The following is a 19,347-nucleotide window of genomic DNA, read 5'->3' as shown; positions in this document are numbered from 1 at the left end:
CGAGGGGATTTGCCGTTGTCGCCGGGCGCCACCGCGCGAGGGGTCCCGCGCCCGCCGCGCGGTCGGTCCCGCGCCGCCGCACGGGCGGCCCCGCACCCGCCTCACGGGCGGCGGAAGCCGATGGTGGGCACGGCGCGCGGCAGCGGCCAGCGGCGCGGGGCCGGGGGGATCAGGTCGTCGAGGAAGGCGTATCTGCGCAGGGCCTCGGGCGGGGTGCCGGCCGCGGCCTTGGCCCGCGTCCACCAGGCGGCGACCTCGATCCAGCCGGGCGCGGACAGCGAGCCGCCGAACTCCTGCACGGACAGTGCCGCGCACAGCGAGCCGAAGGCGAGCCGGTCGGTGAGCGGCCAGCCGGCCAGGGTGCCGGTGACGAAGCCGGCGACGAAGACGTCCCCGGCGCCGGTGGGGTCCAGGGCGTCCACGATCAGCGCGGGCACCTCGGCGGTCTCTCCGCTGCCCGAGTCCACCGCGACGGCGCCCTCGGCGCCGAGGGTGACCACCGCCAGCGGGACCAGCTCGGCGAGCCGGCGGGCGGCGGCGGCCGGGGTGGCGGTGCGGGTGTACCGCATGGCCTCCGCCGCGTTGGGCAGGAAGGCCGCGCAGTGGGCGAGGCCGTCGAGGTCGGCCGGGTCCCAGCGGCCGGTGTCGTCCCAGCCGACGTCGGCGAAGACCTTGGTGCCGGTCGCGGCGGCCCACGCGATCCACTCCCGGTCGGGGTCGGGCGCCGGCTTCTCGTCCGAGGCCCGGTCGCGCTGGCCGAGCGAGGCGACGGCGGCCCGCGCGGGCGGCGGGCAGGCCGGCACGGCCTCCTCCGGCGGCGGCGCCCGGTGGCCGTGGCTGACCATGGTCCGCTCGCCCTCGTAGGCCATCGAGACGGTCACCGGGGAGTGCCAGCCGGGGATGCGGCGGGAGGGCCCGAGGTCGATGCCCTCGCCCGCGGAGAGGCTGTCCCAGCAGTAGTCGCCGTACATGTCGTCACCGAAGGCCGCGGCCAGGGTGGTGTGCAGGCCGAGGCGGGCCAGGGCGGTCGCCATGTTGGCCACCCCGCCGGGGCTCGACCCCATGCCCCGCGCCCAGGACTCGGTACCGCGCACGGGTGCGCTGTCCAGGCCGGTGAAGATGATGTCGAGGAAGACGGTGCCGGTGAGATACACGTCGGTCGCCGGGTCCCCCGTGGCGCGCACCGCGCCGAGCGGGTCGAGAACGGGCTGGTCGTCCATGGGACACACTGTGCACGACAGCACTGACAGTGACGAGGACCGCCGGGGCCTGTCCGACAAACGGCGTCGCACAGCCGCGAGGCGGGGGGCCCTGGGGACGGAGTGCGGGTGAAGCTCACGATTCTCGGCGGCGGCGGCTTCCGGGTGCCGCTGGTGCACCGGGCGCTGGCCGGCGACCCGCTGATCACCGAGGTGGTCCTGTACGACGAGGACCCGCTGCGGCTGCGGGTGGTGGCCGCCGTGCTGGCGGGGTCGGGAGCGGGTGGACCCGCGGTACGGCTCGCGGACGGCCTGGACGACGCGGTGCGGGGCGCGGACTTCGTGTTCTCCGCGATCAGGGTCGGCGGCACGGCGGGCCGGGTGCGCGACGAGCGGCTGCCGCTGGCCGAGGGGGTGCTCGGGCAGGAGACGGTGGGCGCCGGCGGGGTGCTCTACGGGCTGCGCACACTGCCGGTCGCGGTGCGGGTCGCCGAGCGGGTGCGGGCGCTGGCGCCGGACGCCTGGGTGATCAACTTCACCAATCCGGCGGGCATGGTCACCGAGGCGATGTCCCGGGTGCTGGGCCCGCGGGTGATCGGCATCTGCGACTCGCCGGTGGGCCTGGTGCGGCGGGCGGCGCGGGCGGCGGGCGCCGACCCGGACGCGCCGGACTTCGGCTACGACTACGTGGGCCTGAACCACCTGGGCTGGCTGCGCCGCCTCACGGTGGCCGGGCGCGACCTGCTGCCGGGGCTGCTGGCGGATCCGGCGGCGCTGGGCACCTTCGAGGAGGGCCGGCTGTTCGGCGCGGAATGGCTCGCGGCACTCGGCTGCCTGCCGAACGAGTATCTGCACTACTACTACTTCCGCCGCGAGACGCTGGCCGCGGTGCGGGCGGCGGAGGCCACCAGGGGCGAGTTCCTCGACCGCCAGCAGGGCGCCTTCTTCGCGGCGGCCGACCGCGAGCCGGCACGGGCGTACGAGCTGTGGCGGGGCGCCAGGCAGGAGCGCGAGGAGACCTACGGGGCCGACAGCCGTGCGGCGAGCGGCGGTTGGCAGCGCGACCCGCACGACCTGGACGGCGGCGGTTACGACCGGGTGGCGCTGGCGCTGATGCGGGCCATCGCGCGGGACGAGCGGACGGTGCTGATCCTCAACGTGCCGTCCGGCGGGGCGCTGCCCTTCCTGGACGCGGATGCCGTGGTGGAAGTGCCGTGCGAGGTGGGCGCGTCGGGGGTGCGGCCCCTGGCGCAGGCGGCGCCCGACGAGCACCAGGCGGGGCTGATGCTGGCGGTCAAGTCGGTGGAGCGGGCCGCGATCGAGGCGGCGGCGACGGGGTCGCGGCGGGCCGCGCTGCGGGCGCTGGCGCTGCACCCGCTGGTGGACTCGCCGGCGGTCGCCTCCCGTATCCTCGACGCGGCCGGCTGGTGACGCCGGACCGAACTCCGGTGAAACATCGGGGAAACAGCTTCTGACCTGCGATGTGACGATACGCGCGTAGACCTTGCTTGACCTGCCTGGATCAGGGGGTCTAACTTTCGCCGCACCAACCAGCGTTGAAGGAGCACCGTCATGCCCCGTGCCCGTCTGTCCCGCCGTTCGCTGGCACTTGCCGCCGCCGCGGCCACCCTGGGAGCCACCTTCTACGGCGTAGGCGCCGCCACCGCGGACAACTCGGTGCCGCGCAGCGACAAGGAGATCCCCAACCTCACCGACGTGGTGAACGAGATCAAGGCCTACTACGGCGACACCGTCGACGCCTCGGGCGAGCACTTCGCGTCGGCGGACAGCAGCTACGCCCACCAGGTGGCCGGTATCGAGGCCAAGGCCAAGGCCGACCTGGCGCACGCACTGCGCGGCCACGGCGGGCACGGCGACGACGGCAAGCCCGCGATCGTGCTCGACGTCGACGACACCAGCGTGCTGACCTACAACTACGAGCTGGAAGTGGGCTTCGCCTACAGCCCCGCCAGCAACCAGGCCTACCTGGACAGCAAGGACATGCCGGCGGTCTTCGGCATGGAGACCCTCGCCAACTGGGCCGCGGACCAGGGCGTCACCGTCTTCTGGATCACCGGCCGCCCGGAGGCCCAGCGCGCCGACACCGTACGCAACCTGACCGCGGTCGGCTACAAGTCCGCGCCCGACACCGACCACCTCTACCTGAAGAACAAGGCGAACCCGCCGGCCTACCTGACCTGCGGCTCGACCTGCACCACCATCCAGTACAAGTCCGGCACCAGGGCGCACATCGAGTCGCTGGGCTACGACATCATCGGCAACTTCGGCGACCAGTACAGCGACCTGTCGGGCGGTTACGCGGACAAGTCCTTCAAGCTGCCCAACCCGATGTACTTCCTGCCGTAGCCGTGCGGGCGGGTCCCGGGCTCAGCGGCGGCGGGGCACCGGGACCCGGGTCAGATCCTCGGCAATGGTCAGGTCGCCGGTGAAGCCCGCGGCCCTGGCCTGCGCCGCGAAGCCCTCGGGCTCCGGATAGCGCTGCGAGAAGTGCGTCAGCACCAGGTGGCGTACGCCCGCGTCGCGGGCCACCGCCGCGGCCTGACCCGCGGTCAGGTGGCCGTATTCCTCGGCAATTGCCGCGTCCTGGTCCTGGAAGGTCGACTCGATCACCAGCAGGTCGCAGCCGTCGGCCAGTTGCGGCACGGCCTCGCAGAGCCGGGTGTCCATGACGAAGGCGAAGCGCTGCCCCCGGCGCGGCTCGCTGACCTCGGCAAGGGTGACGCCGTCCAGCACGCCCTCGCGCTGGAGGCGGCCGATGTCGGGTCCCGCGATGCCGTGCTCGGCCAGCCGGGCGGGCAGCATCCGGCGGCCGTCGGGTTCGGTGAGCCGGTAGCCGTACGACTCGACCGGGTGGGACAGCCGGCGCGCTTCGAGGGTGAAGTCCGCGGTCACGGCCAGTACCCCGTCGCCCGTGACCGGCTGCTCGCGCAGGTCGACCGTCTCCCGGTAGGCGGTGGCGTGCCGCAGCCGGTCGAAGTAGCGCTGCCCGCTCGCCGGGTAGTGGGCGGAGATGGGGTGCGGCACCCGGTCGAGGTTGATCCGCTGGATCACCCCGGCGAGGCCGAGGGAGTGGTCGCCGTGGAAATGTGTGACGCAGATCCGCGTCAGGTCGTGCGCGGACACCCCCGCGTGCAGCATCTGGCGCTGGCTGCCCTCGCCGGGGTCGAAGAGGATGCCCTCGCCGTCCCAGCGCAGCACGTAGCCGTTGTGGTTGCGCTGCCGGGTCGGGACCTGGCTGGCGGTGCCGAGGACGACGAGTTCGCGTGCGGGCATCGGTGGCCGGCCGGCCGCCTCAGACCAGCCGCTGGAGGTCGCGGCCGCCCAGCACATGGGCGTGGGCGTGGAAGACGGTCTGGCCGGCGCCAGGGCCGGTGTTGAAGACGACCCGGTAGCCAGTGCCGTCGACCTTCTCCTGCGCCGCCACCTCGCCGGCCTCCCGCAGCACGTCCACGACCGCGCCGGGGTCGCCCGCCGCCAGGGTCGCGGCATCGGGGTAGTGCACCCGCGGGATGACCAGCACGTGGGTCGGCGCCTGCGGGTTGATGTCGCGGAAGGCGAGCGTGGTCGGCGTCTCGCGGACGATCGTCGCGGGGATCTCCCCCGCGGCGATCTTGCAGAACAGGCAGTCGGCCTGGGGCTCTCCCGCCATCGCGGGGCTCCCTTCTCGGGGGCGTACGGGGCTTCGCATGCTACCGGCCGGCCGCCCGCACCCCCGCAGGGGCGCGGGCGCGCCTCGGACCTACGGCAGCGGCGGCAGGGCCGGTGGCGTCTTGGCGGGTGAGGTCTCCAGGGCGGTCAGCGCCAGGGAGACGGCCGTGTCCAGCTGGGGGTCCTCCCCCGCGGCCCATTGCTGGGGGGCGCAGACCACTTCCACGTCCGGGTCGACGCCGTGGTTCTCCACCTCCCAGCCGTAGCCCTCCAGCCAGAAGGCGTACTTGGGCTGGGTGACCGCGGTGCCGTCGACCAGCTGGTAGCGGCTGTCGATGCCGATCACGCCGCCCCAGGTGCGGGTGCCGACGACCGGGCCGATGCCCAGTGCGCGGATCGCCGCGTTGACCACGTCGCCGTCGGAGCCGGACAGCTCGTCGGCCACGGCGACGACCGGGCCGCGCGGGGCGTCCTGCGGGTAGCTGACCGGGTGACCGCCGCGCGGCAGGTCCCAGCCGACGATCCGGCGGGCCAGCTTCTCGACCACCAGCTGCGAGGTGTGGCCGCCGCGGTTCTCCCGCAGGTCCACCACCAGGCCCTCGCGCGCCACCTCGACCCGCAGGTCGCGGTGCAGCTGCGCCCAGCCGCTGCCGACCATGTCGGGCACGTGCAGATAGCCCAGCCGCCCGCCGGACACCTCGTGCACGTGGGCGCGGCGCCCCGCGACCCAGTCGTGGTAGCGCAGCGCCTCCTCGTCGTCGAGCGGCACCGCCACCACGTGCCGGACGGGGCCGCCCGACTCGGCGGCCACCGACAGCTCGACCGGCTTGCCCGCGGTGCCCACCAGCAGCGGCCCGGGGCCCGTCACCGGGTCCACCGGACGCCCGTCGACGGCCAGCAGCACGTCCCCGGCGCGTACGGCCACACCCGGCGCCGACAGCGGCGAGCGGGCCTGCGGGTCGGAGGACTCGCCGGGCAGCACCCGGTCGACCCGCCAGCGCCCGTCGCCGGTGCGCGACAGGTCCGCGCCGAGCAGGCCCTGCCGGTGCAGCGGGTCGCGGTAGCCGCCGGGCGGCACCACGTAGGCGTGCGAGGTGCCCAGCTCGCCGTGCAGCTCCCACAGCAGGTCGACCAGGTCGTCGTGGGTGGCGATCCGGTCGAGCAGCGGGCGGTAGCGCTCGGCGACGCCGTCCCAGTCGACGCCGCCCATGTCGGCCCGCCAGAAGTTGTCCCTGGCCAGCCGGTGGGTCTCGGCGAACATCTGCCGCCACTCGTCCTGCGGCCGCACGGTCAGCCGGATCCGCGACAGGTCCACGGTGACCGAGCTGCCGGACTCGTCGTCCGCGTCGGCCTTGCTGTCGGCGGGCACCACCCGCAGCCGGCTGCCGTCGGTCAGCAGCACCTTCGTGCCGTCGCCGGTGACCGCGAAGTCGTCGGCGTCCTCGGCCAGCTCCTCCTTGCGCAGCTGCACCAGGTCGTAGCGTTCGAGCAGGGTGCCGGGCGGCTGCGCCTCGGGCGTGGCAAGGGCCGAGCCGAGCGTGCCGACCAGCGGGTGGCGCAGCCACAGCACGCCCCCCTTGGCCGCGCGCAGCCCCGAGTAGCGGCCCGCCTCGACCGGGAAGGGCACGATCCGGTCGGCCAGCCCCTCGGCGTCGACCCGGGTGGCGGGGGTACGCGGGCCCTCGCCCTTCGCGTCGCCGTCGCCCTTGTCGCGGTTCCTGTCGTCCTCGCCCTTCCCGCCGCCGTCCTGCTCGTCGTCGTCCGGCTCGTACGGCCTGCCGTGCCGCTGCGGGCCGAACGGCGACGGGGTCGTCGCGGCCAGGGTGATCAGGTAGGGGCGGCCGGCGTTGGCGAAGGACAGGTCGAAGACGTGCGCGTCGTAGACCGGGTCGAAGGCCCGCTCGGACAGGAACGCCAGATGGCGGCCGTCGGCGGTGAAGGCCGGCGCGTAGTCGTTGAAACGCAGCGGGGTCGCGTCGATGACCGCGAGGTCGGCGGTGGCGGCCAGCTTCAGCTGCCGCAGGCTGCCGGGGCCCGGCGCCGACCAGGCCAGCCACGCGGAGTCCGGCGAGAAGGCCAGCCCGGTGGCGTCACCCGCGTCGCTCGCGGCGACCTCGCGGACCTCACCGGTCTGCGTCTCCACCAGCAGCACCCGGCCGTCGTGGGAGGCGACCGCGATGCGGTGCCCGTCCGGCGAGACCTCCATCTCCAGCACCCTGCCGAGCCGCCCGGCCGCCATCCGCCGCGGCGCGGCGCCGGCCGGCACGCCGACCGCGGGGGCCAGCTCCAGCGCGTCCTCGCCGCCGTCCGCGTCGGTCACCCACACCACGTGCTGCTCGCCGTCCGAGCCGCCGGGCGCGAAGACCCGCGGCAGCCGGGTGCGCACCCCGGGCTGCGCGGCCAGCGCGCGGGCCGGGCCGCCGCGGTGGGTGACCCAGTGCGTGGTGCCGCGGATCTCCACCGCGCTGCCCCGCCCGGTGTGGTCGGGCCGGGCGTCCCCGAGGTGGTGGGCGGCGCGCACGGGGTGCGGCTGGAGGTCGGCGCGCTGGCCGCCGAGGGCGATCTCCAGCGGGCGCGGCTCGGCGTCCACCAGGTCGTCCAGCAGGAACAGCCGCCCGCCCGAGGTCCAGGCCACCCGGACGCCGTCCGTACCCGCCTGCCGGGCGTAGAAACCGTCGAGACCGCTGTGCCGGCGCAGGTCCGTACCGTCGGGAAGGCTGGAGTAGAGCGCGCCGGCGCCCTCGTGGTCGGACAGGAAGGCGATCCGGTCGCCGACCCACATGGGGCACTCCAGATTGCCGTCCAGGCCGGTGTGCACCCGGTCGAACTCGCCGCTGCCGTCCGCGTCGAGCCACAGCTTGCCCGTGGTGCCGCCGCGGTAGCGCTTCCAGTACGCCGCCTCGCGCCCCATCGGCACCGACACCAGCAGCACCGCGCCGCCGGGACCGTACGCCAGGTCGCCGACCGGGCCGTAGGGCAGCCTGGCCCCCTGCCCGCCGTCCAGCGGGACCGTACGCGCCCAGGGGCGGCGCGCGGACACCGCGCCGTGGCCGGTGGTCGCCACCAGCGCGCCGTCCGGCGTCCAGGCACGCACCGCGGTACGCCCGTCGCCCCAGTACGTCAGCCGCCGCGACGGGCCGCCGTCCAGCGGCGCCACATGCACCTCGGGCGCCCCGTCCCTGGTCGACGTCCACGCGACCACGTCGCCGCCGGGCGCGACCCGCGGCCGCCCGACCGGCATGTTGTCGGCGCTGACCCGCCAGGCCCGGCCGCCGTCCAGCGGCGCGACCCACACGTCGTCCTCGGCGGTGAAGGCGATCACGTCGCCGTGCGGGTGCGGGTGCCTGAGATACGAGGGCTGCGGCGCCTGGCGGTTCGCGCTCGGCTGCTTCGGTGTCGGGTGCGTCACCAGGCCACCCTAACTTCGATCAACTCGTGGCCGGAGTCCGCTTTCCGCAGTTCCCGAGCCCCTGGACGTCGAAGACCTGGCGGGTGCCGACGGTCGCGGTCAGACGGCCGCGCACACAGGTGTTGTCCAGCTGCTCGGTCACCTTGCCCTTCACCGAGATCTTCTGCCGGTCGTCCGTACGCCCCACGCAGTCCACCGACGCCTGCTTCCTGCCCGTCGAGGCGCTGCACGAGAGCCACTGCACCTTGACGCCGTCCGCCTTCAGCGCGTGCGTGGCCAGCTGGTCCGTCGTCGTGGACACCGCGCTGCTGCCGAGTCCGTCCGCCGGGTCGCACCCGGCCACCGCCACCGTCGCGGCCGCGGCCGCCAGCAGTGCCCCGACCACCCGATTCCTCCTGGATTTCCCCATCCCCCCACGGTCCTGCGGACCCGCCCGCCGGTCCATCCCCCACACGGCCGATTCGCACCCTTACGGGACGCCGCCGCGTCGGCTAGCAGCCCGTCCCACGGGCTGGTGCGGTGTCTCACCCAGTGGTCCGCACGAGATGCGATCACCGCGGCCGCGGGTTCCGGTGGAAGGGACCTTGCCGGCCTTTTCGTACGGAGGCACACATGGGCCGCATCACCGTCGGCAGCGAGAACTCGACCACGGTCGAGCTGTACTACGAGGACCACGGCGAAGGGCAGCCCGTCGTCCTGATCCACGGCTTCCCCCTCGACGGGGCCTCCTGGGAACGCCAGATCCCCGTCCTGCTCAAGGCCGGACACCGCGTGATCACCTACGACCGCCGCGGCTTCGGCAGGTCGAGCCGGCCCTCCGCCGGCTACGACTACGACACCTTCGCAGCCGACCTGAAGGCCCTGATGGACGGCCTCGACCTGCGCGACGCGGTCCTGGCCGGCTTCTCCATGGGCAGCGGCGAGGTCACCCGCTACCTCGGCAGCTACGGCTCCGACCGGGTCGCCAAGGCCGCGCTCTTCGGACCCGTACCGCCCTTCCTGCTCCGCACCGACGACAACCCCGACGGCGTCGAGCAGTCCGTCTTCGACGGCATCAAGGAGGCGATCGTCGCCGACCGCCCCGCCTTCCTGAAGGCCTTCCTCGACGACTTCAACAACGTCGACAAGCTGGGCGGCGCGCGCATCAGCGAGCAGGCCTGGCAGGCGCAGTGGAACGTCGCGGTCGGCGCGTCGCCCATCGCCACGCTGACCTGCGTGTCCGCATGGCTCACCGATTTCCGCCGCGACCTCCCGCGCAATGACGTACCCACGCTCGTGGTGCAGGGGACGGAGGACCGCATCCTTCCCATCGCCTCGACCGGCCGGCGGCTGCCGGCGCTGCTCAGGGACTGCCGCTTCGTGGAGATCGAAGCGGGCCCCCACAACATCGGCTGGACCCACCCGCACGAGCTGAACTCGGCCTTCACCCAATTCCTGGCGGAATAGCCGCGGCCCCCTATCCGGCCGCGGTGCGCGAGCGGGCTTACCCGGCCGCGGTGCGCGAGCGGGCTTTCCCGGCGCGGTGGCCGGTGGTGAGGTCAGGACCAGCGGCCGGTGCGGGTGAGGAGGAGGGCGGCGGCCGCGACGCCCGCGGTGGAGGTGCGCAGGACCGTCGGTCCGAGACGGTAGGCGCCGGCGCCCGCGTCGGCGAAGGCCGCGAGCTCCTCGGGGGCCACACCGCCCTCGGGCCCGACGACCAGGACGAGGGACCCGGAAGCGGGCAGCGCGGCCGCGGCCAGCGCCGCGGCGCCCTCCTCGTGCAGGACGCCGGCGAAATCCGCGGCGCCGAGGAGATGCGCGACCTGACGCGTCGTCATCAGCTCGCCGACCGAGGGGAACCGCAGGCGCCGCGCCTGCTTGGCCGCCTCCCGCGCGGTGGCGCGCCACTTCGCCAGGGATTTGGCACCCCGCTCCCCCCGCCACTGCGTGACGCACCGCCCCGCCGCCCACGGCACGATGGCGTCGACCCCGGCCTCGGTCATCGTCTCGACGGCGAGTTCGCCGCGGTCGCCCTTGGGCAGCGCCTGCACGACGGTGATCCTCGGGGAGGGCTCGTCCTCCTCCCTCACACCGTGGACGTCCACGTCCAGCTCGTCCTTGCCGCGGGCGGCCGCCACGACGCCGTACGCGCCCCGCCCGGCCCCGTCCGTCAGGACGACCTCCTCGCCGGGCTGCAGCCGCCGTACGGACACCGCGTGGCGCCCCTCGGGGCCGTCCAGGGTGACCAGGGACGGCGAGCCGTCCAGCGCCGCGGGCTCGACCAGGAAGACCGGGGCCGTCATGCGCCGGCCTCCCTTGCCGCGTGCAGTTCCTCGATGAGCAGTTCCATCAGGCGCCCCGCGGAGACCTCGCGGGCCAGCCGGTGCCCCTGCCCCGCCCACAGCGCCATGCCCTGCGGGTCGCCCCCGGCGGCGGCGGCCTTGCGCAGCGGCGCCGTCAGGTGGTGGACCTGCGGATAGCCGGGCGGCGCGTACGGGCCGTGCTCGCGCACGAAGCGGTTGACCAGCGTACGGGCCGGCCTCCCGGAGAAGGCCCGGGTCAGCTCGGTACGGGTGAAGACCGGGTCGGTGAGCGCCCGCTTGTGCAGCGGGTCCGCGCCGGACTCGGGGCAGACCAGGAAGGCCGTGCCGAGCTGCGCGGCGTCCGCGCCCGCCGCGAGCACCGCGGCGATCTGCCCGCCGCGCATGAGCCCGCCCGCCGCGATCAGCGGCAGGCCGACCTGCTCGCGCACCTGCGGCAGCAGCGCGAGCAGGCCGGTGCCGGCGTTGTCGAGCTGCGGGTCGTCCCGGTGCGTGCCCTGGTGGCCGCCGGCCTCCACGCCCTGCACGCACACCGCGTCGGCGCCGGCCCATTGCGCGGCCAGCGCCTCAGGCACCGAGGTCGCGGTGACCACCGTGTACGTACCCGCCTTGCGGAAGGCTTCCAGCACCTTCTGCGACGGGCAGCCGAAGGTGAAGCTCACCATCGGCACGGGGTCTTCCAGCAGGATCGCGACCTTGGCGTCGTACGCGTCGTCCGCGCCGGCCTCCGGGTCGCCGAGCGGCGTCCCGTACCAGGCCTCCTCGCCGGCCAGTTGCTCGGCGTACACCGCCACGGCGGACGGGTCGGTGGCCCGGGGCTGCGGCATGAACAGATTCACCCCGAAAGGGTGCGTGCTCTGGTCGCGGAGCTGCCGGATCTCCTCGTACATCGCCTCCGGTGTCTTGTACCCGGCGGCCAGGAACCCCAGCCCACCGGCCGCCGCGACCGCCGTCGCCAGCCGCGGGTTGGCTGCGCCGCCGGCCATCGGGGCCTGCACGATCGGATACGCCGAGAAGGACGTCAGACTGGGCGCGGACATGCGCCTAGCCTGCCATGCGCTCGCCACGCGGGCTCAGCCCGCCCCCGCCGGGCCGCGGCCCCCGATCCCGCCGCTGCCGCGGCGCCGGCCCCACTGCTGCGACGGCGGACGCCCCTCAGGGGCGCGGGGAACTGCGCGCCCGACCCTGCACCGGGGCGCGGGTCGTCACCGACCCGAAGGGGCTGTTCGGTCCGGACCGGGCCACCGGCCGGTGACCGGCTCAGCGCGCAGTTCCCCGCGCCCCTGGAGGGCGCCGCCCTGCGCACAGGGGGCCTGGAGGGTGCCGCCGCCCTGCACGGAGGGGGCGCCGCCGAGCGGGGGGCGGGGAGGGAGCACGGCCGCGGGTCAGCGGCCGTTGAAGGCGTCCTTCAGGCGCGAGAAGAGGCCCTGCTGGCCCGGGGCGAACTGCCCCGTCGGGCGTTCTTCACCGCGGAGTTTGGCGAGGCGGCGGACAAGGTCCTCCTGGTCCGCGTCGAGCTTGTGCGGGGTCACGACCTCGACGTGGACGACGAGGTCGCCGCGGCCCCCGCCGCGCAGGTGGGTGATGCCGCGCTGGTGGAGGGGGATCGACTGGCCGGACTGCGTGCCCGGCCGGATGTCGATCTCCTCCAGGCCGTCGAGCGTCTCCAGCGGGCACTTCGTGCCGAGCGCGGCGGCCGTCATCGGGATGGTGACGGTGCAGTGCAGGTCGTCGCCGCGGCGCTGGAAGACCTGGTGCGGGACCTCGCGGATCTCGACGTAGAGGTCGCCCGCGGGGCCGCCGCCGGGGCCGACCTCGCCCTCGCCGGCGAGCTGGATGCGGGTGCCGTTGTCGACGCCCGCGGGGATCTTGACGGTCAGCGTGCGGCGGGACCGCACGCGCCCGTCGCCGGCGCACTCCGGGCACGGCGTGGGCACGACCGTGCCGAAGCCCTGGCACTGGGGGCAGGGCCTCGATGTCATGACCTGGCCGAGGAAGGACCGGGTGACCTGGGACACCTCGCCGCGGCCGCGGCACATGTCGCAGGTCTGCGCGGCGGTGCCGGGCGCGGCCCCTTCGCCGTTGCACGTGCCGCAGGTGACCGCGGTGTCGACCTGGATGTCCTTGGTGGTGCCGAAGGCGGCCTCTTCGAGGTCGATCTCCAGCCGGATCATCGCGTCCTGCCCGCGCCGGGTGCGCGAGCGCGGTCCGCGCTGCTGCGACTGCCCGAAGAAGGCGTCCATGATGTCGCTGAAATTCCCGAAGCCCTGGCCGAAGCCGGCGCCCGCGCCACCGCCCGCGGCGGACAGCGGGTCGCCGCCGAGGTCGTAGACCTGCTTCTTCTGCGGGTCGGAGAGCACCTCGTAGGCGGCGTTGATCTCCTTGAACCGCTCCTGCGTCTTGGGGTCGGGATTGACGTCAGGGTGCAGTTCCCGGGCGAGACGGCGGAATGCCTTCTTGATCTCGTCCGGACCTGCGTCGCGGCGTACGCCCAAGACGGCGTAGTAGTCCGTGGCCACTTACGACTCCGCCAGGATCTGTCCGACGTAACGTGCCACTGCGCGTACCGCTCCCATCGTTCCGGGGTAGTCCATGCGGGTCGGTCCGACCACGCCGAGTTTGGCGACTGCCTCGTCGCCCGAACCGTAGCCGACGGCCACCACCGAGGTGGAGTTCAGGCCCTCGTGAAAATTCTCATGCCCGATCCGCACGGTCATGGCCGAGTCCGTGGCCTCGCCGAGCAGTTTCAGGAGGACCATCTGCTCCTCCAGCGCTTCGAGGACCGGTCGGATCGTCAGGGGGAAGTCGTGGTTGAACCTGGTGAGGTTCGCCGCGCCGCCCAGCATGATGCGCTCTTCCGTCTGCTCCACCAGCGTCTCCAGCAGGGTGGCGAGCACTCCGGCGACCGCGGGTCGGTCGTCGGGGTCGAAGCTCTCCGGCAGGTCCTGGACCAGCGGCGGCACGTCGGCGAAGCGGCGGCCGACGACCCGGCTGTTGAGCCGGGCGCGCAGGTCGGCGAGGACTGTCTCGCCGACCGGGGCCTGGCAGTCGATGAGCCGCTGCTCGACCCGTCCGGTGTCGGTGATCAGCACCAGCATGATGCGGGCGGGAGCGAGTGCCAGCAGCTCCACGTGGCGCACCGAGGACCGGGTCAGCGACGGGTACTGCACGACGGCGACCTGCCGGGTGAGCTGGGCGAGCAGCCGTACCGTCCTGGCGACGACGTCGTCGAGGTCGACGGCGCCGTCCAGGAAGTTCTGGATCGCCCGGCGCTCGGCGGACGACAGCGGCTTGACGCCGGCCATCTTGTCCACGAAGAGCCGGTAGCCCTTGTCGGTGGGGATACGCCCCGCGCTGGTGTGCGGCTGGGCGATGTAGCCCTCGTCCTCGAGTACGGCCATGTCGTTGCGCACGGTGGCCGGGGACACGCCGAGGGAGTGACGTTCGGTGAGCGCCTTGGAACCGACCGGCTCCTCGGTGCCGACGTAGTCCTGGACGATGGCACGCAGGACTTCGAGTCTGCGTTCGCTCAGCATTCGCGCACCTCCAGCCGTGACGTTCCTGGCCTGGCACTCCGCCGTTTCGAGTGCCAGCTTTCCCGCAGCAAGTGTACGGCGAGGCGGCAAGGGCTCGGCAAGGGTGCGGCACACCGGGTACGGGGCGGCGGCGCCGGGCGGCGCCCCGTCGGGGATAGCGTCACCCCCGTGGAATCGGTGGAGAGCACGGAGAGTCCGGATACGGGCGGTTCTGTCTGGGAGCAGCTGGCTCCCGGCGTCGCCCGACGCAGGATGCCCCATCTCGACGTGACGATCGGCCTCGTGGTCGGCTCCGGCGGCGTCCTGCTGGTGGACACGGCCTCGACCCTGCGGGAGGGCGAGGAGCTGCGCGGCCAGGTCGAGGCGCTGACCGGGCGGGCGGTCACGCACATCGTGCTCACCCACGGCCACTTCGACCATGTCTTCGGCACCGCCGCCTTCCCGGGCGCCGAGGTCTACGGCGAGCGCGCCCTCGACGGCTATCTGCGCCGGGAGCGGGAGGCGCTGCGGGAGACCGCGGTCAGGTACGGCACGGACTCCGCCGAGGCCGAGCGGGCGGAGCGGGAGCTGGTGCTGCCGACCCGGCAGGTGGCCGGGGAGGTGGACGTCGACCTGGGCGAGCGGCAGGTGCGGCTGGTGCACCCGGGCACCGGGCACACCGACCACGACCTCGTGGTGGTCGTGCCGGGCGCCACCCCGAGCGACCCGACGGTGGTCTTCTGCGGCGACCTGGTCGAGGAGTCCGGCGAGCCGCAGGCGGGCGGCGACGCGGACCCGGCGCACTGGCCCGCCACCGTGGACGCGCTGCTCGCCCTCGGCGGCGAGACAGGCCGCTACGTGCCCGGACACGGCGCCGTGGTCGACGCGCGCTTCCTGCGGGCGCAGCGGGACGCGCTGGCGGAGCGCTTCGGGACCGTGTCGTAGCCCCCTGAGACCCGCGGGGACTGCTCCGCCGCGTTTCCTGGGCTCCGCGAGGGGCGGCTGGCTACGATCACCCCCATGCGCAGCAGGAGTTACGACCCGGACCTGACCCCGCCGTGGAAGAAGAGCGGCCCGGCGCCCGAGGTGGCGGCGGAGGTCGACCTGGTGGTCGAGGAGGCCACGACGGGCTTCTGCGGGGCGGTCGTGCGCTGCGAGAAGACCGCGGAGGGGCTCACGGTCACGCTGGAGGACAGGTTCGGCAGGCACCGGGTCTTCCCGATGACGCCCCGCGGCTTCCTGCTCGATGGCCGGACGGTCACGCTGGTACGCCCGCAGGCCGTGCCCGCGCCGCGGGGGCCGCTGCTGTCCGCGTCGGGGTCGGTCGCGGTGCAGGGCGCGAAAGCGAGGGTGGCGCGGGCCGGGCGGATCTACGTCGAGGGGCGGCACGACGCGGAGCTGGTCGAACGGGTGTGGGGCCACGACCTGCGGGTCGAGGGCGTGGTCGTGGAGTACCTGGAGGGTGTCGACGACCTGCCGGCGATCGTGGCCGGCTTCGCCCCGGCCCCGGACGCCCGGCTCGGCGTGCTGGTCGACCACCTGGTGCCCGGCTCCAAGGAGTCGCGTATCGCCGCGTCGGTGAGCGGCGAGGACGTGCTGGTCGTCGGGCACCCGTACATCGACGTGTGGGAGGCGGTGAAGCCCGCCTCGGTGGGCATCCGCGCGTGGCCGCGGGTGCCGCGCGGCGAGGACTGGAAGACGGGGGTGTGCCGGGCGCTGGGCTGGGACATGTCCACGGGCGAGGCCTGGCAGCGCATCCTGGCGTCGGTGCGGACGTACAAGGACCTGCAACCCGAGCTGCTGGGCTCGGTGGAGCACCTGATCGACTTCGTGACGGCGCCCTGAGCGGGCGCGGCCGTCAGTCCGTGAGGTCGCGCACCACGGCGTCGGCCAGCAGCCGCCCGCGCCGGGTGAGCACGGCGCGCCCGGCCGCGTGTGCGTCGGGCTCCAGCAGGCCGTCGCCGACCGCGCGGGCCGCGGCCTTCGCACCCGCCTCGGTCAGCAGGTCCAGCGGGCAGCCCGCCGACAGCCGCAGCTCCAGCAGGATGCGCTCGACCCTGCGGTCCTCCGCGGCCAGGACCTCGCGCCCCGCTCCGGGGGTGCGGGACTCGGCGAGGGCCTGCGCATAGGCGCCGGGGTGCTTCACGTTCCACCACCGCACCCCGCCGACGTGGCTGTGCGCGCCGGGTCCGGCGCCCCACCAGTCGGCGCCGGTCCAGTACAGCTCGTTGTGGCGGCACCTGGCCGCCTCGGTGGTGGCCCAGTTGGAGACCTCGTACCAGCCGAAGCCGGCCGCGGCGAGCCGCTCGTCGGCGATGAGGTAGCGGTCGGCGTGCTCGTCGTCGTCCGTCATCGGCACCTCGCCGCGGCGGATGCGGCGGGCCAGCTGCGTACCCTCCTCCACGATCAGCGCGTAGGCCGACACGTGGTCGGGCCCTGCGCCTATTGCCGCGTCGAGCGAGGCGCGCCAGTCGTCGTCGGACTCACCGGGGGTGCCGTAGATCAGGTCGAGGTTGACGTGCTCGAAGCCCGCTGCACGCGCTTCCGCGACGCATGCCTCAGGGCGCCCCGGGGTATGGGTGCGGTCCAGGATCTTCAGGACGTGCTGCCGCGCGCTCTGCATGCCGAAGGACATCCGGGTGAAGCCGCCGTCCCGCAGCTCGGCCAGATACGCCGGGTCGACGGACTCCGGGTTGGCCTCCGTGGTGATCTCCGCGTCCGCGGCGAGCCCGAATTCGTCCCGGATCGCACCGAGCATCCGCACCAGGTCGGCGGCGGGCAGCAGGGTCGGGGTGCCGCCGCCGACGAAGACCGTCGCGGCCTGCCGCGGGTCGTCCCCGAGCACCTTCCTGGCCAGCCGGATCTCGTCGATCAGGACGTCGGCGTAGTTGTCGCGGGACGCCAGCGCGCCGCCGGAGCCGCGCAGCTCGCTCGCGGTGTAGGTGTTGAAGTCGCAGTAGCCGCAGCGGGTGGCGCAGTAGGGCACGTGCAGGTAGAAGCCGAGCGGCCGCCGGGCGGCGCCGGCCAGCGCCTGCGGCGGCAGGGCGCCGTCCTGGGGCACGGCTTCGCCGTCGGGCAGTACGGATGGCATACCCCCAGTATCCGCCACTCCCTGCGGGGTGCTGTCACGGACTCCGCAGTGCCGCTGCGTGGGGGCTTGTCGCGCAGTTCCCCGCGCCCCTCAGAAACCAGGCGCGAACGCCGGGCGCAGGAGGACGCAGGCCGAAAGGGGCGCGGTGAACTGCGCGACCAGCCCCCACCGGGCCGCAGGCGGGCAACGCCACCGCAGGGGCACCCTGCCCCAGGGGGTGCACCCCTGGGGGTGGGAAGCGTCAGGCCTCGCGGGAGCCGGCGTACATCTCCTCGATCAGCGGGGCGAATTCCCGCTCCACGACGGGTCGCTTGAGTTTCAGGCTCGGCGTGAGGTCGCCGTGCTCGATGTCGAGGTCGCGGGGCAGGATGCGGAACCGGCGGATCTGCTGCCAGCGCTGAAGGCCCTCGTTGAGGCGCTGGACGTAGCCGTCGATGAGCTCGCGGACCTCGTCGGTGGCGACGACCTCGGCATACGGCCGGCCGTCGAGGCCGTGCTCGGCCGCCCAGCCGAGGATGGTGGGCTCGTCGAGGGCGAGCAGCGCCGTGCAGAAGTTGCGCCCGCCACCGACGACCAGCACGTTGCTGACGAAGGGGCACACCGCCTTGAACTGCCCCTCGACCTCCGCGGGGGCGATGTACTTGCCGCCCGAGGTCTTGATGAGGTCCTTCTTGCGGTCGGTGATCTTCAGGAAGCCGTCGGGGGACAGTTCCCCGATGTCCCCGGTGTGGAACCACCCGTCCGGCTCGAGGACCTCCGCGGTCTTGTCGGGCAGGCCGTGGTAACCCTGCATGATGCCGGGGCCGCGCAGCAGGATCTCGCCGTCCTCGGCAATGCGGACCTCCAGGCCCGGCAGGGCCTTGCCGACGGTGCCGGTCCGGTAGTTCTCACCGGGGTTGACGAAGCTGGCGGCGCTGGACTCGGTGAGGCCGTAGCCCTCCAGGATGTGGATGCCGGCGCCGGCGAAGAAGTAGCCGATGTCCGGGGCGAGCGCGGCGGAGCCGGACACGCAGGCCCGCAGCCGGCCGCCGAAGGCCTCCCGCAGCTTGGAGTAGACGAGCTTGTCGGCCAGCGCGTGCTTGGTGCGCAGCCCCATCGGCGCCGAGGGCGTCCCCGTGAGGCGCATGCTGTTCTGCGTGGCCTTGGCATAGTCGCGGGCCACGCCCGCGGCCCACTGGAAGATCCGGTATTTGGCGGCACCGCCCGCGCGGGCGCGGCCCGCGACGCCGTTGTAGACCTTCTCGAAGATGCGCGGAACCGCCGCCATGTACGTCGGCTGGACGACCGGCAGGTTCTCGATGATCTTGTCGACGCGGCCGTCGACAGCCGTGATGTGCCCGACGGAGATCTGCCCGGCGGTCAGCACCTTGCCGAAGACGTGCGCCAGCGGCAGCCACAGGTACTGCACGTCCTCGGCTTCGAGCAGGTCGATCGCCTGGATGGCCCGCGCCATGTACGACCAGCAGTCGTGCGGCAGGCGGACGCCCTTGGGGCGTCCCGTGGTGCCCGAGGTGTAGATCAGCGTGGCGAGCTGGTCCTTGGTGATCGCCGCGACCGCGTCGGTGACGGCGGCCGGGTGCTGGGCCAGATAGGCCTCGCCGCGCTTCTCCAGCTCGGCGAGCGACAGCACCCAGCCGTCGCCCTCCTCGTCGAGGGCGCCCTCGGGGTCGATGACGACCACATGCTCCAGCTCGGGCAGCTCGGCCCTGCGCTGCCTGGCCTTGGCGAGCTGGGCGGCGTCCGCGGCGATCAGCACGCGGCTGCCGGAGTCGGCCAGGATGAACGCGGTCTCCTCGGCATTGGTGCTCGGGTAGACCGTGGTGGTGGCCGCGCCGGCGCACAGGATGCCGAGGTCGGCGAGGATCCACTCGACCCGGGTGTCGGAGGCGATGGCGACGCGCTCCTCGGGGCGTACCCCCAGTTCCATCAGTCCTGCCGCGATCGCGAACACCCGGCGGGAGGACTCGCCCCAGGTGAGCGACCTCCAGTCGTCGGGGCCCTCGCCGCTGTCCGCCGGCACCGGGTAGCGGTAGGCCTCCGCGTCCGGCGTGGCCGCCACCCGGTCCAGGAAGAGCGTCGCCACGGAGGGCGGCCGATTCTCTAGCAACATCTGTGTATCGGTCACCGCAACCTCCGGGCACGCGCGGGCGTTCTTAACTCACCA

At 73.9% G+C, this 19,347-nt stretch carries 16 protein-coding genes; 5 read left to right on the top strand and 11 right to left on the bottom strand.

The features are described from left to right. Positions 1-101: 101 nt before the first annotated feature. Positions 102-1,220: a PfkB family carbohydrate kinase gene (locus BUE44_RS04885; RefSeq protein ID WP_073494069.1), complete on the bottom strand. Its 1,119-nt coding sequence runs from the start codon at positions 1,218-1,220 to the stop codon at positions 102-104. Positions 1,221-1,328: 108 nt separating this feature from the next. Between BUE44_RS04885 and BUE44_RS04880 the strand changes: the two genes are divergently transcribed. Together BUE44_RS04880 and BUE44_RS04875 are read left to right on the top strand one after the other, a co-directional pair. After that, positions 1,329-2,630: a family 4 glycosyl hydrolase gene (locus tag BUE44_RS04880; RefSeq protein WP_073494067.1), complete on the top strand. Its 1,302-nt coding sequence runs from the start codon at positions 1,329-1,331 to the stop codon at positions 2,628-2,630. Between the two features lie 141 nt (positions 2,631-2,771). Further along, entirely contained in the window at positions 2,772-3,566 is a 795-nt protein-coding gene (locus BUE44_RS04875) for an HAD family acid phosphatase (protein WP_073494065.1), read from the top strand. A 21-nt stretch (positions 3,567-3,587) separates the two neighbouring features. On the opposite strand, the gene BUE44_RS04870 is transcribed toward BUE44_RS04875, so the two are convergent. From BUE44_RS04870 to BUE44_RS04855, 4 genes are all read right to left on the bottom strand, one after another. Next, positions 3,588-4,493 carry a ribonuclease Z gene (locus tag BUE44_RS04870; protein WP_073494062.1) on the bottom strand — a complete coding sequence of 302 codons (906 nt, stop codon included), beginning with the start codon at positions 4,491-4,493 and terminating at the stop codon, positions 3,588-3,590. 19 nt (positions 4,494-4,512) lie between these two features. Next, on the bottom strand, positions 4,513-4,869 hold the full coding sequence (locus tag BUE44_RS04865) for a histidine triad nucleotide-binding protein (protein WP_073494060.1): 357 nt from the start codon (positions 4,867-4,869) through the stop codon (positions 4,513-4,515). Positions 4,870-4,959: 90 nt separating this feature from the next. Beyond that, on the bottom strand, positions 4,960-8,277 hold the full coding sequence (locus BUE44_RS04860) for a S41 family peptidase (RefSeq protein ID WP_073494058.1): 3,318 nt from the start codon (positions 8,275-8,277) through the stop codon (positions 4,960-4,962). 19 nt (positions 8,278-8,296) lie between these two features. Continuing rightward, the gene (locus tag BUE44_RS04855; protein ID WP_073494056.1) at positions 8,297-8,662 is read right to left on the bottom strand and encodes a hypothetical protein; all 366 of its coding nucleotides are present in this window, start codon (positions 8,660-8,662) and stop codon (positions 8,297-8,299) included. Between the two features lie 227 nt (positions 8,663-8,889). Between BUE44_RS04855 and BUE44_RS04850 the strand changes: the two genes are divergently transcribed. Next, positions 8,890-9,723: an alpha/beta fold hydrolase gene (locus BUE44_RS04850; protein WP_073494054.1), complete on the top strand. Its 834-nt coding sequence runs from the start codon at positions 8,890-8,892 to the stop codon at positions 9,721-9,723. A 92-nt stretch (positions 9,724-9,815) separates the two neighbouring features. On the opposite strand, the gene BUE44_RS04845 is transcribed toward BUE44_RS04850, so the two are convergent. The 4 genes from BUE44_RS04845 to hrcA form a co-directional block, all read right to left on the bottom strand. After that, entirely contained in the window at positions 9,816-10,559 is a 744-nt protein-coding gene (locus BUE44_RS04845) for a 16S rRNA (uracil(1498)-N(3))-methyltransferase (protein ID WP_073494052.1), read from the bottom strand. Then, on the bottom strand, positions 10,556-11,617 hold the full coding sequence (locus BUE44_RS04840) for a nitronate monooxygenase (protein ID WP_073494050.1): 1,062 nt from the start codon (positions 11,615-11,617) through the stop codon (positions 10,556-10,558). Before BUE44_RS04840 ends, BUE44_RS04845 begins: the two co-directional genes overlap by 4 nt. A gap of 345 nt (positions 11,618-11,962) precedes the next feature. Further along, positions 11,963-13,096, bottom strand: a complete 1,134-nt coding sequence (gene dnaJ / locus BUE44_RS04835; RefSeq protein WP_073494047.1) for a molecular chaperone DnaJ — start codon at positions 13,094-13,096, stop codon at positions 11,963-11,965. Further along, positions 13,097-14,113 (bottom strand): heat-inducible transcriptional repressor HrcA, encoded by a 1,017-nt coding sequence (gene hrcA, locus BUE44_RS04830; RefSeq protein WP_073494045.1) that lies wholly within the window; start codon positions 14,111-14,113, stop codon positions 13,097-13,099. Positions 14,114-14,365: 252 nt separating this feature from the next. On the opposite strand from hrcA, the gene BUE44_RS04825 reads away from it, so the two are divergent. Together BUE44_RS04825 and BUE44_RS04820 are read left to right on the top strand one after the other, a co-directional pair. Next, positions 14,366-15,037 (top strand): MBL fold metallo-hydrolase, encoded by a 672-nt coding sequence (locus BUE44_RS04825; RefSeq protein ID WP_079189490.1) that lies wholly within the window; start codon positions 14,366-14,368, stop codon positions 15,035-15,037. 75 nt (positions 15,038-15,112) lie between these two features. Continuing rightward, a complete protein-coding gene (locus tag BUE44_RS04820) occupies positions 15,113-15,937 on the top strand; it encodes a DUF3097 domain-containing protein (RefSeq protein ID WP_073494041.1) in 825 nt (274 codons plus the stop codon). 13 nt (positions 15,938-15,950) lie between these two features. Here BUE44_RS04820 and hemW read toward each other — a convergent pair whose 3' ends face one another. Further along, positions 15,951-17,183, bottom strand: coding sequence for a radical SAM family heme chaperone HemW (hemW, locus tag BUE44_RS04815; protein ID WP_073494039.1), 1,233 nt, complete (start codon positions 17,181-17,183; stop codon positions 15,951-15,953). Between the two features lie 241 nt (positions 17,184-17,424). After that, positions 17,425-19,308 (bottom strand): AMP-dependent synthetase/ligase, encoded by a 1,884-nt coding sequence (locus BUE44_RS04810; RefSeq protein ID WP_073494036.1) that lies wholly within the window; start codon positions 19,306-19,308, stop codon positions 17,425-17,427. Positions 19,309-19,347: the final 39 nt, after the last annotated feature.

Source organism: Actinacidiphila paucisporea (assembly GCF_900142575.1).
In the GTDB taxonomy this organism is placed as follows: Bacteria; Actinomycetota; Actinomycetes; order Streptomycetales; family Streptomycetaceae; genus Actinacidiphila; species Actinacidiphila paucisporea.
Note: the sequence above shows the minus strand (reverse complement) of the source record. Positions and strands in the feature narration are given on the sequence as shown.